Source organism: Pseudalkalibacillus sp. JSM 102089 (assembly GCF_041366475.1).
GTDB lineage: Bacteria > Bacillota > Bacilli > Bacillales > Guptibacillaceae > Guptibacillus > Guptibacillus hwajinpoensis_B.
In genome coordinates this window covers 144,173-160,705 of sequence record NZ_JBEWYW010000004.1, presented here as the reverse complement: position 1 = coordinate 160,705, position 16,533 = coordinate 144,173, and the positions used below count along the sequence as shown (strand labels likewise).

The 16,533-nt window shown below is 40.3% G+C and carries 16 protein-coding genes; 1 reads left to right on the top strand and 15 read right to left on the bottom strand.

Annotation, left to right across the window (positions count from 1 at the left end):
* Positions 1-50 precede the first annotated feature (50 nt).
* The 15 genes from udk to ABVF21_RS11330 form a co-directional block, all read right to left on the bottom strand.
* Positions 51-686 carry a uridine kinase gene (gene udk, locus ABVF21_RS11400; protein WP_194219448.1) on the bottom strand — a complete coding sequence of 212 codons (636 nt, stop codon included), beginning with the start codon at positions 684-686 and terminating at the stop codon, positions 51-53.
* Between the two features lie 60 nt (positions 687-746).
* Positions 747-1,391, bottom strand: a complete 645-nt coding sequence (locus tag ABVF21_RS11395; RefSeq protein WP_371018226.1) for an O-methyltransferase — start codon at positions 1,389-1,391, stop codon at positions 747-749.
* 86 nt (positions 1,392-1,477) lie between these two features.
* On the bottom strand, positions 1,478-2,638 hold the full coding sequence (gene mltG, locus ABVF21_RS11390) for an endolytic transglycosylase MltG (protein ID WP_303531832.1): 1,161 nt from the start codon (positions 2,636-2,638) through the stop codon (positions 1,478-1,480).
* A 273-nt stretch (positions 2,639-2,911) separates the two neighbouring features.
* Complete coding sequence (locus ABVF21_RS11385; RefSeq protein WP_194219446.1) at positions 2,912-3,199, bottom strand: DUF1292 domain-containing protein; 288 nt, start codon at positions 3,197-3,199, stop codon at positions 2,912-2,914.
* 12 nt (positions 3,200-3,211) lie between these two features.
* The gene (ruvX, locus tag ABVF21_RS11380) at positions 3,212-3,631 is read right to left on the bottom strand and encodes a Holliday junction resolvase RuvX (protein ID WP_303531834.1); all 420 of its coding nucleotides are present in this window, start codon (positions 3,629-3,631) and stop codon (positions 3,212-3,214) included.
* A gap of 9 nt (positions 3,632-3,640) precedes the next feature.
* On the bottom strand, positions 3,641-3,904 hold the full coding sequence (locus ABVF21_RS11375) for an IreB family regulatory phosphoprotein (protein ID WP_048312684.1): 264 nt from the start codon (positions 3,902-3,904) through the stop codon (positions 3,641-3,643).
* A gap of 79 nt (positions 3,905-3,983) precedes the next feature.
* The gene (gene alaS, locus ABVF21_RS11370) at positions 3,984-6,617 is read right to left on the bottom strand and encodes an alanine--tRNA ligase (protein ID WP_303531839.1); all 2,634 of its coding nucleotides are present in this window, start codon (positions 6,615-6,617) and stop codon (positions 3,984-3,986) included.
* A 375-nt stretch (positions 6,618-6,992) separates the two neighbouring features.
* Positions 6,993-8,048 (bottom strand): AI-2E family transporter, encoded by a 1,056-nt coding sequence (locus ABVF21_RS11365; protein ID WP_303531842.1) that lies wholly within the window; start codon positions 8,046-8,048, stop codon positions 6,993-6,995.
* A gap of 29 nt (positions 8,049-8,077) precedes the next feature.
* On the bottom strand, positions 8,078-8,266 hold the full coding sequence (locus tag ABVF21_RS11360) for a hypothetical protein (RefSeq protein ID WP_194219443.1): 189 nt from the start codon (positions 8,264-8,266) through the stop codon (positions 8,078-8,080).
* Between the two features lie 177 nt (positions 8,267-8,443).
* Positions 8,444-10,714: an SF1B family DNA helicase RecD2 gene (recD2, locus tag ABVF21_RS11355; protein ID WP_371018225.1), complete on the bottom strand. Its 2,271-nt coding sequence runs from the start codon at positions 10,712-10,714 to the stop codon at positions 8,444-8,446.
* Positions 10,715-10,741: 27 nt separating this feature from the next.
* Positions 10,742-11,410, bottom strand: coding sequence for a tetratricopeptide repeat protein (locus ABVF21_RS11350; protein ID WP_194219441.1), 669 nt, complete (start codon positions 11,408-11,410; stop codon positions 10,742-10,744).
* A gap of 109 nt (positions 11,411-11,519) precedes the next feature.
* Entirely contained in the window at positions 11,520-12,635 is a 1,116-nt protein-coding gene (gene mnmA, locus ABVF21_RS11345; RefSeq protein WP_194219440.1) for a tRNA 2-thiouridine(34) synthase MnmA, read from the bottom strand.
* 44 nt (positions 12,636-12,679) lie between these two features.
* Entirely contained in the window at positions 12,680-13,822 is a 1,143-nt protein-coding gene (locus tag ABVF21_RS11340) for a cysteine desulfurase family protein (RefSeq protein ID WP_303531849.1), read from the bottom strand.
* 37 nt (positions 13,823-13,859) lie between these two features.
* Positions 13,860-14,279 (bottom strand): cysteine metabolism transcriptional regulator CymR, encoded by a 420-nt coding sequence (gene cymR, locus ABVF21_RS11335; protein ID WP_303531852.1) that lies wholly within the window; start codon positions 14,277-14,279, stop codon positions 13,860-13,862.
* Complete coding sequence (locus tag ABVF21_RS11330) at positions 14,212-14,919, bottom strand: YczE/YyaS/YitT family protein (protein WP_303531855.1); 708 nt, start codon at positions 14,917-14,919, stop codon at positions 14,212-14,214. The genes cymR and ABVF21_RS11330 overlap by 68 nt, the downstream gene beginning before the upstream one ends.
* Before the next feature lie 147 nt (positions 14,920-15,066).
* On the opposite strand from ABVF21_RS11330, the gene ABVF21_RS11325 reads away from it, so the two are divergent.
* Entirely contained in the window at positions 15,067-16,410 is a 1,344-nt protein-coding gene (locus ABVF21_RS11325; protein WP_303531857.1) for an AAA family ATPase, read from the top strand.
* The last annotated feature ends 123 nt before the right edge of the window (positions 16,411-16,533 follow it).

The window sequence follows — 16,533 nt, the reverse complement described above, 5'->3', positions numbered from 1 at the left end:
ATCGTAATAAACTGTATGAAAAAAAGAGGTAAATATACCTCGTTTAATCGTTATAACATGGCTTTATCTTCGAGTATCGTATGAATCTTCGTTACCATTAGGTCGATGGCTACTCTATTCTGCCCGCCTTCTGGAACAATAATATCTGCATAACGCTTTGTAGGTTCTATAAACTGAAGGTGCATGGGGCGAACAACTGAAGTATATTGCTCTACAACAGAATCAAGCGTTCTCCCTCTGTCGCGGATATCCCGAACCATTCTTCTTAAAATACGAAGATCAGCATCTGTGTCTACAAATAGCTTAATATCCATTAAATCACGGAGACGTTCATCTTCAAGAATTAGGATACCTTCCAAAATAATGACATCTTTTGGTTCGACAGGGATAATTTTATCAGATCTTGTGTGAACTGTATAGTCATAGACAGGTTTTTGAATAGGGTTATATAACATTAGTTCTTTCACATGGTCAATTAACAGGTCATTATCGAACGCTAGTGGATGGTCATAGTTTGTACCTAGTCTTTCAGGCATTGACTTTTCACTCTGATCTTTATAATAAGAATCCTGTTCAATGACTAACACTGATTGATCAGCAAACTGTTTAAATATCTCTCTTGTTACAGTGGTTTTACCTGAGCCTGAACCTCCGGCAACACCAATTACTACGGGTCTATTAACCATAATTCTTCCCCTTCTATTATAGAAAAACCGCTCGTACATATGTACGCCGGCTTTTCTTCATCATGAGTTTTTACGCTGACTAACAGCTAATCCATCCCCAATAGGATATATCGTAGTATCTAGTTCGGGATGGGATATTAAAAATTCATTATAAAGACGGAGCTTTTTTACCATTGATCTAAAGCGCTTCTCTTCGATCCTCTCTTCTGCTACCATACCTCTAAAGAGAATATTATCCGAAAACACTACTCCGCCCTTTTCTAATTGATCATAAAATTCATCAAAAAAACGCTGGTACTGACCTTTGGCCGCGTCAATGAAGAGCGCTTGATATGAACCATAGCTCTTAAGCTCATCAGCCAGCTCAAATGCATCCCCAAATAAAACGGTTATTCTATCAGAGTATCCTGCTTTTTCAATATTAGCGATCGCTTCATTATAACGAGTTTCATCTCGTTCAACAGTAAGTATAGCAGTATCTGGCAAACGCTCAGCCATACGGATTGCTGAGTAGCCAATGGCTGCACCAATTTCCAATATTCGGCCCGGTTTCAAAAAGGTCAGGAGTTGAAGCATCACATCAAGACTCGTTTGTTCCATAATTGGAACATGTTTTTCCCGTGCATATTCTTCTATCTCTTTAATTAAGTCTTCTCGATTCGGGCGTAAAGATTCCAGATATTGTTCCACATGATCGGATATCATGATCGGTCCTCCTTCATGTAACCCGAATAATTTTATCATAATCGAAAGGGGAATGGTAGTCTTACTCGCCATTCCCCATAAATTTCTTATTCTTCTTTTTCTTTCTCTTCTTTCTCTTTCTTCTTATAATACTCTGTCCACTCTTCCTTATACTTAGCAACTTTCTTATTGTGCTCTTCATTAGTCTCTGAGAACAGCGTTTCGCCACTCGGTCGAGCATAGAAATAAAGTGCTTCTGTATCGGCTGGTTCTATTGCCGCTATGATTGACGACTCACCAGGGTTGGCAATAGGGCCAATTGGCAGACCTTTTTGCTTATAAGTATTATAAGGCGACTTTGCATCAAGATCATCCTGGGTGATTTCTCCTGATTGCTCTCCTCTCGCATAAACAACCGTAGGATCTGTTTGTAAGATCATATCCTTATCAAGACGATTATAAAACACCTTCGAAATTTTTGTTCGATCAGCTTTTGCTGACGCTTCTTCTTCAATGATCGAAGCAAGTGTCATCATTTCATGGATGGAATAATCACGATCTTCAAGTTCAGAGCGATATTTTTTTAAGACGCTATCGGTTTTGTCTAACATATCTTTCACAACGACTTCCACTGAAGGTTCTTCTTCAAAATCATAAGTAGCAGGGAAGAGATAACCTTCTAACGGATGACGAATGTCTTCGTTTAAAATATCTTCTGTTAAAAACCAATATTCATTCACTAAAGCTTTCATGTATTTCTCATCATCTAATTTCTTAATAACATCTTCTTGCTTTAAGTCAAGTTCCTTCGCAATACGAGCAGCTATGTCTTCTAACCAGATTCCTTCTGGTACAGATATAGTGGCAACAGCTTCTTTCATTACTTTCCCACTCTTCATAATGGCAATAATTTCATCCATCGTCATAGAAGGTGAAAGTTCATAGTCACCTGCTTGAAAGCCGCTTTCATTCTTATATTTCACGTAATAACGGAAAGCTGTGCCATCTTTAATGATGCCTTCTTCTTCCAGTTTAGCTCCAATCGAAGATGTTGAAGATCCAATTGGAATAGTCACAGCTGCTTTTTCTTTGCTATCAGAATCAACTGGTTCGAGTATGTTTTTTATGTAGAAGTAACCACCTGTTATAACGGCAGCCACCGTTATGGTTAAAAGCAGTAAAATGATAAACACTATTTTTCTTACCGTTTGATTCTCGGTCTGGCGCTTCATAAGCTTCTCTTTATACAAGTCCTTAAAATCAGACAACGCCGTGGCCCCCTTTCATTCTTCATCTATTATACTATATGTCGACATATTGTCGGCAAGGATGCCAACGTTCGCCAAAAATTATCCATTATGTATTATACAAGGTTATTTGAAAGGTTTGTAGTCATTTCCAAAAAACAGTAAGAAGATTCTTTGCCCTAAGGTATCCAAACACATAAGAAATCTTACTCAAACCGATCGTGACACAGTAATTCTAAACGTATAATCAAGAAAAAAAGCTGCCGATTTTCACCGGCAGCTTTTGATTGAAATTTACTCGCTATCTTCTTCTTCTTCAGAGAAAGTGTTGAGCATTTCCTCGACCATTTCCCATTCCTTATCTGATTCAATAGGGAAAAGCTTATAGTCTCGCTCTTCATTGTCCTCTTCTTCATAGCGGAAAGCATAAACTTCCACTTCCTCTTCACTATCAGCTTGATCAGCAGGAACTACAGTCATATAAGATTGACCGTTCTCAGCTACATCAAATGTAAAGAGAACTTCAAATAGATGCTCGTCTCCATTTTCATCTGGAATGATAATACGTTCTTTTTCCTCCATGTTTTCACCTCATTAATTTTGCTTGCTGTCTAAGTATCCTTGCAGAATCATAACAGCAGCCATTTTGTCGATCACTTTCTTACGCTTCTTACGACTCACATCAGCACTAATCAGCATGCGTTCTGCAGCGACGGTTGTTAGTCTTTCATCCCACATGTCAACTGGAATATTAGTCGTTGTCTGAATAAGTTCTCCAAATGCCTGGCAGGCTTCGCCACTCGGACCAATTGAGCCATTCATGTTTTTAGGAAGTCCAACGACAATCTTGCTGACATCATTCCCATTAATGATTTCCATTAAACGATCAGGAATCACATCCTGCGCTTCTGGGTTACGTTTCACGGTTTCTAATCCCTGTGCCGTCCATCCCATCGCATCGCTTAGCGCTACGCCGATTGTTTTTGTACCGACATCCAATCCAAGTGTTTTCATGCTGTCTCCTTATCCCTGATGATGAGTAAGATACGATTTCACAAGCTCTTCAATTAATTCGTCTCTTTCAAGCTTACGAATTAAGCTTCTCGCATCATTGTGTCTCGGAATGTAAGCCGGATCCCCAGAAAGGAGGTAACCCACGATCTGGTTAATCGGATTATAGCCCTTTTCTTGAAGAGCACTATAGACGGTGAGTAACACTTCCTGGACATCATGATTATATGCGTCGTCTGGAAAATTAAATTTCATTGTTTTGTCCATCGAACTCATTCCTTACACCTCTTTCTCCGATCCCCATCTAGAATCGTAACTAGTCAACTAATTCTTATTGTACACTACTAAAACCAAATTAGGAAATGGATTTCACCCAATCTGTTGTGTAAGCAAGAGCATCATCCAGTTTCTCTGGATTTTTGCCACCTGCCTGCGCCATATCCGGTCGGCCACCGCCACCGCCACCACAGCGAGTAGCAAGCTCTTTAATCAATTTCCCTGCATGATACCCCTCTTTTACGAGGTCATCTGTAATTCCAGCAGCTAACTGAACCTTCCCGTCTGCCCCGCTACCAAGTACAACAATGACACTGCCAATCTGCGCCTTCAGATCATCGACAATACTACGAAGGTTATTCATATCTGTATCGATGCGTTTAGCAACTACTTTCACACCGTCTACTTCTTGAACATCTCCTGCCATCTGTTTTGCCTCAACATTTGCAAGTTTTGACGTCAATGAGTCATTTTGGCGTTGTAATTCACGAATCTGACCAAGTAGTGCTTCTGTTCTTGATGGAACATCCTTCACATTTGATTTTAACAAGTCAGCCGTATTTTTCAAAATTGATACTTGTTGATTTAGAACCTGGTAAGCTCCTTCGCTTGTCACAGCTTCAATACGACGCGTTCCTGCACCAATGCCTGATTCAGAAAGAATTTTAAACAATCCAATTTCTGCTGTATTTTGAACGTGTGTACCTCCACATAGTTCAAGACTATAATCACCAACACGTACAACGCGAACAGAATCTCCATACTTTTCACCAAACAATGCCATAGCTCCCATTGCTTTAGCTTCGTCAATAGGCTTTACCATCGTATTCACTGGAATATTAGCCCAAATTTGATCATTCACTTGTTTTTCAATCTCTTCAAGCTCTTCAGATGTAATCTGTCCAAAGTGAGAGAAGTCAAAGCGAAGTCGCTCTGAACCAACGAGTGAACCAGCCTGGTTTACATGCTCACCAAGAACATCTTTTAAAGCCTGATGAAGCAAGTGAGTTGCCGTATGATTCTTTACAATTGCAGAACGGTTCGAACGATTGATTTCAGCTGTTATTTTTGCTCCAGTTTTTATCGTTCCAGATTCTACAACCGCCGTATGGACGTGTTGGCCATTTGGCGCTTTTTGTACATCTGTTACGCGAAGTTGAACATCTTCACCACGAATGATACCAGGATCTGCAACTTGCCCGCCGCTTTCAGCATAGAAAGGCGTGCTTTGGAGAATAACCTGGATTTCGTCGCCTTCTGACGCTACCTCAGTTAGCTCTTTATCTTTTATGATTGCGACTACTTCTGTATCAACAGACCGCTCTTCATAACCGACAAAATCGCTTTCGACTGAAATGTCGCCAAGCGCGCCACCTTGAACCTGCATGGAACCTACATCCTGACGAGCATCTCTAGCACGTTTACGCTGCATTCCCATTTCCTGTTCGAAACCTGTACGATCAATTTCCATGCCTTCTTCTTCAGCATATTCCTCCGTTAATTCCACAGGGAAACCGTACGTATCGTAAAGTCGAAACACATCGCTACCAGAGATGACATGATTACCAGCTTCTTTTTCTTTCTTCATAATGTCTGAAAGAATTGAGAGTCCTTCATTTAATGTTTCATAGAAGCGGTCTTCTTCATTCTTAATTACTTTTTGGATGAATTCCTTCTTCGCATTAACTTCAGGATAGAATTCAACCATGATGTCCCCAACGACTGGTACAAGTTCATACATGAATGGACGGTTAATACCAATTTGCTTAGCGAACCGAACTGCTCTTCTAAGTAATCTTCTTAGTACATATCCGCGACCTTCGTTCGATGGAAGGGCACCGTCACCAATGGCAAATGTAACTGTTCGAATATGATCAGCGACTACCTTAAATGCTGTATCTCCCTCTCTGGAATCTCCATAGTTCACTTCTGCCATTCGCTCTGTTTCACGAATGGTTGGCATAAAGAGGTCTGTATCATAGTTTGTTTTTGCATCCTGAATAACCGATACCATTCGTTCAAGTCCCATGCCCGTATCAATATTCTTCTTAGGTAATGGTGTATAAGTACCATCAGGGTTATGATTAAATTGGGAGAAAACAAGGTTCCAGATTTCAAGATAACGCTCATTCTCTCCACCAGGATAAAGTTCTTCTTTAGGGTCTTCGAAACCATACTCTTCTCCACGATCATAGAAAACTTCCGTATTAGGTCCACTTGGCCCTTCTCCGATATCCCAGAAGTTACCCTCTAGACGGATGATACGCTCTTCTGGAAGTCCAATTTTCTCTTTCCAAATGGTAAATGCTTCATCATCTTCCGGATGAATTGTGACAGATAATTTATCAGCATCAAAGCCAATCCAATTCTGACTAGTTAGGAATTCCCATCCCCACTCAATAGCTTCTTCTTTAAAATAATCTCCGATAGAGAAGTTCCCAAGCATTTCAAAGAACGTATGATGGCGTGCTGTTTTGCCTACATTCTCAATATCGTTTGTACGAATTGATTTTTGAGCATTTACAATTCTTGGGTTATCAGGTGTTACGCGACCGTCAAAATATTTTTTAAGCGTAGCTACACCACTATTGATCCATAGTAAAGTTGGATCTTCATGTGGAACGAGAGATGCACTTGGTTCCACCGAATGACTTTTTTCTTTAAAGAAATCGATAAACATTTGTCTTACATCTGCTGATGATAAGTTCTTCATACTAATTATCCTCCTTTAGTTACTCAGTAATGGATTTTGGTGGTGGTGTTTTTTGAACGCAAAAAAACTCTCACCCCTGAATAAATCAGGGACGAGAGTTTTGTTTAAATGCTCACGCGGTACCACCCTGGTTATAGACAAAACTGTCTATCACCTCAAGCGACCGTAACGAGGTCGAGACGGCGGGGATTAACCCGCACTCAGGATTAGCTTTCTGCTGATCTTATTCTTAAAGCTCTTACAGCCAGGGAGCTTCTCTCTAACGAATACAGGTCGTATTCAAGAATAGGGGTCAACATACTCGTTCCGTCAATGTGTTTAATTCTTAATCTCTGGGATTATTATAGTCAGAGCAGCATTCGTTTGTCAATCGCTTCATTCATCTTCGTTTCGATAGAGAAAAAGTGCTTTCAGAACCGCAAGAGCAGGTACTGCAAGAATTAGTCCGATTACGCCAGCAATCTCTCCCCCTGCAAGAAGTCCAAAAATTATGATGACCGGGTGAATGTGCAGACTTTTCCCAACAATATAGGGCGATAAAATATTACTTTCAATAAACTGTAGAACCACAATAACGATAATCGTAATGATCGTCATTTTAACTGAAACGGTCGATGCAATTAATAGTGCTGGAGCCGCGCCAAGAAAAGGTCCAAAGTATGGGATAATATCCGTTATACCAACAATAATCCCCAGTAGAATCGCATATGGAAGCTTAATCAACCAGAATCCCAGTGCCGCAAGAACACCTAACACCGAAATCACAAAAAATTGACCTCGAATATAATTACCAAGCGATTCATCTATTCGGATGAGTAGGTTCTTTCCGCGTGCTCTCCACTTAGGTGGCGTTATTCTCCATGCTGTTTTTTTAAACGTCTCAAAATCCTTCAATAAATAGAACACGATGAAAGGAATAATCATAATGACAAAAAAAGAACTAAGTAACTTCTTTGCTAATTCAACCGCCAATGTCAATGTATTGTTAACAGCATCTTCAACATCCTGAAAAGTTTGATCAACCTTTCCTTGTAAAGCAGGAGGTAAATTTGAAGTGAAGTCATATGTATGATGCACAGCATCCCGATACATATCAATGAACATTGGAACGTTCTCCATTAACTCCTGTGACTGTTTCACAATATGAGGAAGCCCCTTAAAAATCGCATAGCCAGTACCTCCAAAAAACAGAACATAGATTAAAAGTACAGCTATCCCTCTTGGCAAACCTTCTTTATGAATTTTCTCTACAATGGGATGAAGCAAATAAGTTATAAGAGAAGCAATTAAAAATGGAACAATTAAAACAGTTAACACATCGATGATCGGATCCCAAATGGGAGAAAGCTTCAGCAATAAATAAATGCATAAAAAAACTAGCAGAAGGGTCGTTAAATAAATGATCCAGTTCAGGTTCCATTCACGCTTCACTGTCAATCCCTCCTGCTAGCAAATACCATCTACAACTCAACTCGCATATCATAGTCTTCAAATAAGTCATCCAGGGATGTTAGCGATCCGTCCTCTTCCACCTGGTGTAAGGAAAGAACTCCTTTAATAATCGACATTTCCACAAAACAGTTCCAACAATAGAATTGATTCGCCCCGATTTTCCCTATATTTTTACTTTTACAATTTGGACATTCCATCTCCATATGCCTCCTAATCCAGCTATTTAAGAAGATATACACCATCCTGTCCAGATTGAAGTCATTCTATACGGCATTTGTAAAGTAATCGTTTCTTTTCAACAGAGGCTCATGTTCATAAGGCGTGAATTACCTAGTAAAGCTGAATAGAAAGAAGCCAGAGATTTTCTCTGGCTTCTACATCGACTCTTCAATTGTCGTTTGTTCCCCGATCATTTCTTGCAATTTCTCCGTTAATTGCGTGTTTCGGACCTGATCATCTTCTGTTTGGATAGCTAGTTTAATGGCCTCTTCTTCTCCACATAAAATCAAATAATCCTTACTTCTTGTAACGGCTGTATAAAGAAGATTTTTTCGTAGCATCCGATAATACCCTCTTACAATAGGAAGAACAACAATTGGAAACTCACTACCCTGGGATTTATGAATGGAGCAGCAGTAGGCATGTGTTAATTGATTAAAGTCAGGCCTGTCATAAACTACTTCTTGTCCATCAAATGAAACAACAAGCTGATCCTGCTTTTCAATATTTTCTTTCGCAAAAAATACAGAAACAACTTCGCCCATATCACCATTGTAGACATTGTCTTCAGGATTGTTTACAAGTTGAAGAACTTTATCACCGACTCGATAAACGAGATCTCCATGTAAAAGCTCTCTTCGCTGCTCCGTTGCAGGATTAAACAGCTTTTGAAGCTCCTGATTTAGCAGATCCACTCCTGCCGACCCTCGATACATTGGAGCTAGAACTTGAATATCCCGAGGAGAGTATCCTTTCTTTAATGCATTGCCACACACTTGCGAGACAACCTCAATAATCTGTGCTTGGGAACAAGGAAAGAACCTCCGATCAGGCGTCGGTTTCCGAAACTCTTCTGGAAGCTCTCCTTCTTTAATAGAGTGCGCGAGATCAATAATCGAAGAGCCTTCAGCTTGTCGATAAATGGCCGTCAGTTTACTAACGGGAACTGCATTTGAATCGATCATATCCTTGAGCACCTGTCCTGGTCCTACTGAAGGAAGTTGGTCTTCATCACCAACAACAATCACTTGAATTTGAGTTGGTAAGGATTTAAATAATTGATTGGCAAGCCACACGTCAACCATGGATACTTCGTCGACAATTAACAACCTGCCTTCAATCGGATTATTCTCATCATGCTCAAATCCCGCCTCACCTTTCCACCCAAGTAATCTATGTATCGTAAAAGCCGGTAGTCCTGTTGCTTCACTCATCCGTTTCGCTGCTCTTCCTGTTGGTGCTACAAGTAGCACTGGAAACGGTTTATCCTTTGAGTAATCTTTCGGTTCAAGTGAAAGTCCATTTAACTCAGCATAGAGCTCTACAATCCCTTTAATAACCGTCGTTTTCCCCGTACCTGGTCCGCCAGTTAAAATCATAAACGGAGAAGCAATTGCTTTTTGTACCGCTTCACGCTGTGACGGAGCGTATTGAATACCAAGTCGTTCTTCAAGGTCTCCTAGAGCGCGATAGAATTCAGATTCCGGAAATGAGTCAGCATACTCCGTTTGTGACATCACATTATTTAATCCAGTCACAAGACCTTTTTCAGCATAGTAAAGTGAATGTAAATAGATTCTCTCTCGATCAAGAATCAATTTATCACTCTCGTAAAGAGAGATCAGTTCCCTTGAAATATCTGCTTCATCAAGCTTATCACCTAGTAACTCATTCACAGATTGAATCAATGCATCGTACTCAAGATACACATGTCCCTCCTGTAACGTTTGTTCATTTAACGTATGAAGACATGCTGCCCGAATGCGATCAGGATGCTTTCCTTCAATACCAATCGATCTCCCTAAATCATCCGCACGTCGAAAACCAATACCTTCCACATCTTGAATAAGCTGATATGGATTTTTCTCAACAATCTCGAGCGTTTCTTGCTTATAGGCTTTAAAAATTTTCATCGATAGTCTCGGTCCAAATCCTAACTCAGTTAATCGAATCATAATTTGGTCAAGCCCCTGATGCTCCATTAGAGAATCATATAGTCCCTTTGCTTTTTCTTCAGATAGCTTTGGAACCTTACTTAATATTGATGGATCACGCATAATTTTAGCTATGGCGCGCTCACCTAACACATCAACAATCGATTCAGCTGTCTTTTCACCAATTCCATGGAATAAATCACTAGATAAGTATTGGATAAGCCCTGGCTTTGATTCAGGCATCTGTCTCTCAAATGATTCAACAGCATACTGTTTCCCATAACGGGGATGATCCGTAAAGCGTCCGTAAAATACATACGTCTCATCTTCAAGAAGTCGAGGAATCATTCCATTCACGACGACTTCTTTCTCATCATAAGGTTCGTTCGTTTCAGAAATCCGAAGTCTTGCCACTCCATACAAACTATCTTCATTAAAAAAAATCATTTGAATGGGTCTTCCTTTGATATACCCTTTTTGTGGCTGATCCATAAGATCTTCTCTCCAATAACTTAAAATTTAATTGTTATTGTTCATCGCTTGTTCCATTTGTTTCTTCCCGTTTCCTGCTAAGAGATGATCTGGTTGGATAGCGAGTGCACGATCAAAACAGCTTATTGCTTTCGTCAAATTTTCTTGATAAGCATAGCTCACACCTAAATTAAACCACGCATCGGCATGATCCGGATCCTCTTCAACGACTCTCTCAAACTGAGGAAGCGCTACATCGATTGCCCCATCTTGCGCGAGACAAAGTGCATACTGAAAACGCGCTTCCGTATCTTCCTCATTGAGCTCAACAGCTCTCTGGAAGAAAGGTAATGCTAATCGAAGTGCATCCTGCATCATAAAGCACTGACCAATCATAAAGTGAACATCACTTTGGTCAAGCCCCTGCTGGATTGCTTTCTGGTACATGTCTGCAGCGTCTTTATACTGCTCTAGTTCAAAGAATGCGTTTCCTGCGCCATAATAAGCAGTCCCCTGCGTTTCATCCAAATCAATCGCTTTTTCAAAATATGCGACAGCCTGCTTAATTTCTCCTGCCTGTGCGAGGAGATTTCCAATATTCGTATAAGCAACTGGATCTTTAGGATTCTCTTCTATTGCTTCATAAAGTAGCGTTACAGCTTTTTCTAATTGTCCATTATTCATTGCTTCAATCGCTTGTTCATTTTTATTACTCATTTTAAAAAACTCCTTATTTCTTTAACTTAATCTCTAGTTTAGCATAAGTTAGCGGCGGTTTCTCCACCTCAAAAAACAGCCTCATTTCATTTCGAAATGAGGCTAATTGTTAAACGTATGTTAGTTCGCTTGCATTCTTAAATACTTGATCAATCGTTGCTCCGCCGAGACACTCATCACCGTTATAGAAGACAACGGCTTGTCCAGGTGTAATAGCGCGTACTGGTTCATCAAATGTTACTTTCAAGCGATCATCATCCAGCTTTTCCACCGTAACGCCTGAATCTTTTTGACGATAGCGGAATTTCGCTGTGCAAGAGATATGCTCTTCTATCGGAAGATTCGAAACCCAGCTTGAATTCACTGCAATAAGGGAATCAGAGTATAAGAGGTCATTATGGAAACCCTGGTCAACATAAAGAACATTATCGTCAAGATTCTTACCTACCACGAACCACGGTTCACCGTCGCCACCAATTCCAAGGCCATGACGCTGACCAATTGTATAATACATCAATCCATCATGTTGTCCTTTTTCTTCTCCACCAAGCGTCATCATTTTGCCTGGTTGAGCAGGAAGATATTGTCCAAGAAATTCTTTGAAATTACGCTCGCCGATAAAGCAAATTCCTGTGCTATCCTTTTTCTTCGCTGTAGCAAGACCCGCTTCTTCCGCAATCTCTCGAACTTTTTTCTTCTCGATGCCTCCAAGTGGGAACATTACTTTAGAAAGTTGCTCTTGCGTGAGCTGATTCAAAAAGTAAGTTTGATCTTTATTGTCGTCTACACCACGAAGCATTTTGACTTCTCCGTCGCGTTCGACCACTTGCGCATAGTGCCCTGTCGCAAGGTAATCTGCTCCAAGCGTTAGTGCATGTTCAAGAAATGCTTTGAATTTAATTTCTTTGTTGCACATAACGTCAGGATTTGGTGTACGTCCACCTTTATATTCATCTAGGAAATAAGTAAACACTTTATCCCAGTATTGCTTCTCGAAGTTGACTGCGTAGTACGGAATGCCGATCTGGTTGCATACACGAATAACATCATCGTAATCTTCTGTTGCTGTGCATACCCCGTTTTCGTCGGTGTCGTCCCAGTTTTTCATGAAAATGCCGATCACGTCATAGCCTTGTTCTTTCAACATTAATGCAGCTACTGATGAATCAACACCTCCGGACATTCCAACCACGACTCGTATATCTTCATTCTTACGTGCTGCCATGGTTGCACCTCCTCTTCTTTAACACAAATTGTGTCCTGACTATTTTATAACTTCTTCAAACGATTGACAATCTTAACGACTTCACTCGCAGCTTTTGTGGCATCTTCAATTGCATTTCCATATCCAAAGCTAAAACGAATGGCCGTTTGTGTTCTCTCATTATCACCAAACATCGCTGTCAACACATGTGAAGGTTCATGCGATCCAGCCGTACAGGCCGAACCACTCGATACTGCAATACCTGCAAGATCTAGATTCATTAACATCGGTTCCACTTTTGCATCTAAAAAACTAACATTTAATACATGTGGAAGGATATGATCCTGATCACCGTTGATACGATAAGGAATGGATGCTTCTTCAAAAATTCCTAGCATCACTTGCTTCATATTCTGATAAAGCTCCACTTTCGCTTCTCGATCAATCCGCATTAATTCAGCTGCCTTCTCCATTCCTACAATGCCAGCAACGTTCTCTGTGCCTGCTCGTCGTTTTCTCTCCTGTTCACCGCCAAATGAATGAGGCAACAGCTTTGTCCCATCCTTAACATAAAGAAAGCCAACGCCCTTTGGCCCGTTGATTTTATGTGCTGAAACAGAAAGAAGATCTACGCCAAGTTGCTTTACATCAAGATCGATTAAGCCATACGCTTGGACGGCATCGGTATGAAACAGAATATCAGAATTGTTTGCCAACTTGGCGATCTCTGCAATTGGCTGTACTGTCCCAACCTCGTTATTACCATACATAACTGTTATTAAGATTGTCTCTGGCCGAATCGCCTTTTCTAGATCATCTATAGAAATTCTACCATTCTCATCCACAGGTAAGTACGTTACGTCAAATCCTTCTTTTTCAAGTACTTTACAAGCATTCAGTGCAGCATGATGCTCAATTACTGTTGTGATAATATGGTTTCCTTTAGCAAGGTTTCCTTTAGCAGCTCCTACAATTGCAAGATTATCTGCTTCTGTACCCCCACTTGTGAAAATAATTTCATTAGCTCTAGCATGAATACTGCTCGCAAGATTATTTCTCGCTTCATCAAGTGCATGACGTGACTTACGGCCAAACTGATGAATACTTGAAGGATTACCAAAATCACTTTTTAGTGATGAAACCATCGCATCAATAACATCGGGATGGACCGGAGAGGTCGCAGCATGATCCATATAAATTGCACTCATTATTAGTCACCTCTTACTACCAGCAGTGAGCCGGCTACTAAATATAAAACATATAACTATCTTGTTCTCCTTCACCTTCATAGGTAGCAAGATCTTCTAGCGTTGTAGAATCGAGAACATTTTTCACAGCGTCTCGTATTTTTAACCACAGATCTCGTTTAGCAGGTTCTTCATCGTCCATAACTTCAACAGGACTAATGGGTCCTTCTAGAACACGTATGATATCTCCCGCTGTAATTGAACTTGCTTCTTGCGCTAGAATATAACCACCATATGCCCCTCTAACACTCTTAACAAGACCAGCATTTCTTAATGGAGCAACTAGCTGTTCAAGGTAATGCTCTGATAAATCTTTGCTTCTAGCAATGGATTTTAAAGAGATCGGACCATCACCGTGCTTTTTTGCTAACTCCATCATAATTGTTAATCCGTATCTTCCTTTTGTTGATATCTTCAAATCTGCCACCTCTTTCTATCAATCGAGCCACAAGTTTTTTGCACTGTGGCAATGAATAACCCACAATTGGCCCTATGGTAATACAAAACAAAAGTGTTCCCACATGAATAGGACCATTCAAAAGCCATCCAAGAGAAAGGACAACTATTTCCATAGTAAGTCGGATATGTTGTACCTTCCACCCCGTTCGTTCTGTTAATACAAGCATTAAACTATCTCTTGGACCTGCTCCACGATCTGCTGCAATATAAAGACCGATGCCGTACCCCATGATCAGAATACCACTAACAAGCATAACCAATTTACCTATCAAATGATCCGGAGTTTTTAAAAAAGGAACCCATAAATAAATATCGATAAACACACCTACAAGCAGCATGTTTAGAAAAGCACCTAATTTTGGCCAGGTTCGATCTAATAATGAAGTCGAGCCAATAATCAGAAAACCAATTAGAATTGACCATGTGCCAATTGTTAATCCAAACTGCTGATACAGTCCGATATGGAAGACATCCCATGGCGCGCTACCGAATTCAGCTTTAATCATCAGAGAAATGCCAAAAGCCATAACCAAAAGACCTAATATAAATATTCCCCAGCTCATCCAGAACCATGGTATGCCTTTGTTATCTGGTTTCATCTCATCCCTCTTAACTCAATCTTCTCTCATCTATTTAGCCATTGATTCTGTTAGTAAACCTTCGCTATTATAGCACGAACCGGTTTTTCTTGCATTTCCAAAACCCGTATAGTATGTTTCAACTAACTATGAAAGGACGGGTGTTCTATGGATTTATTTGATTACCCAAAAGAAAACAACAATACTTCTTCTGGACCTCTCGCTAGCAGAATGCGACCTAGATCCATTGAAGAATTTATCGGCCAAGACCATATTATTGGTGATGGCAAATTATTGAGAAGAGCCATCCAAGCTGATCAACTTACTCCAATGATTTTTTTCGGTCCACCAGGAACCGGTAAAACAACACTTGCACGTATTATAGCCAACACTACATCTGCTCATTTCGAACAGTTAAATGCTGTTACTTCAGGAGTAGCTGACATTAGAAGACTGACGGCTGAAGCAAAAGATCGCTTAAAGCTTGATGATCAAAAAACGGTGCTCTTTATAGATGAAATCCATCGCTTTAATAAATCACAGCAGGATGCACTTCTTCCTTTTGTTGAAGATGGAACGATCGTGTTAATCGGAGCAACAACAGAAAGCCCAATGTTTGAAATTAATGCGGCTCTTCTTTCTCGTTCAAGATTATTTCGATTTGAACATCTTAATGAAACAACTATTAAAAACATTCTTTATCAGGCGATTAACGACAAGGATCGCGGCTTTGGAAAGTACGATGTTGAAATCGAGGATGAAGCCATTGAGCATCTCATAGACGTTTCTAATGGAGACGCTAGAACAGCTCTAAACGCGTTAGAACTCGCCATCCTTACAACGACTCCAAATAAAGATGGAAAACTTGTAATTAGTCTTGCAATTGCAGAAGAATCCATCCAGCAACGCGTGCTTCAATACGACAAGGATAGCGATAATCACTACGATACCGTTTCGGCCTTTATTAAAAGTATACGAGGATCTGATCCAGACGCTACGCTTTACTGGTTAGCAAAAATGATCTATGCAGGTGAAGATCCTAGATTTATCGCGAGACGCCTTTATGTCCATGCAGCTGAGGACGTTGGATTAGCCGACCCAAACGCACTTCTAATTGCCCATGCGGCCAGCTATGCGGTCGAATTTATTGGTATGCCGGAAGCTAGAATTCCACTAGCCGAAGCAGCGTTATATCTTGCTACCGCTCCAAAAAGCAATGGGGTGATTTCAGGTATAGATGCTGCACTTGCAGCAGTAAAAAAAGAAAAAAACGGAACAGTTCCTATTCATTTACGTGACTCACACTACAAAGGGGCTTCAGAACTAGGGCATGGGATTGACTACAAATTCCCGCATGACTATCCAGGAGGATATGTCCCTCAACAGTACCTTCCTGATCACATGGTCAGAAAAACGTTCTATAAACCTACTGAGCGCGGGCACGAAAGAACGATTCAAAAGAGACTTGATTATTTCGCTGAACGCATCAAATCTGATAGCAAGAAATCTTAACAGCAGGGCTTATGCTCTGCTGTTTTTTCTATTCACTCTTGCAATCTACCTCAAATTTACAAGACTTCTGTATAAATTCTTCCATACTGGCAAAGCTATGATTACTTTCAAAACGCAAAAATG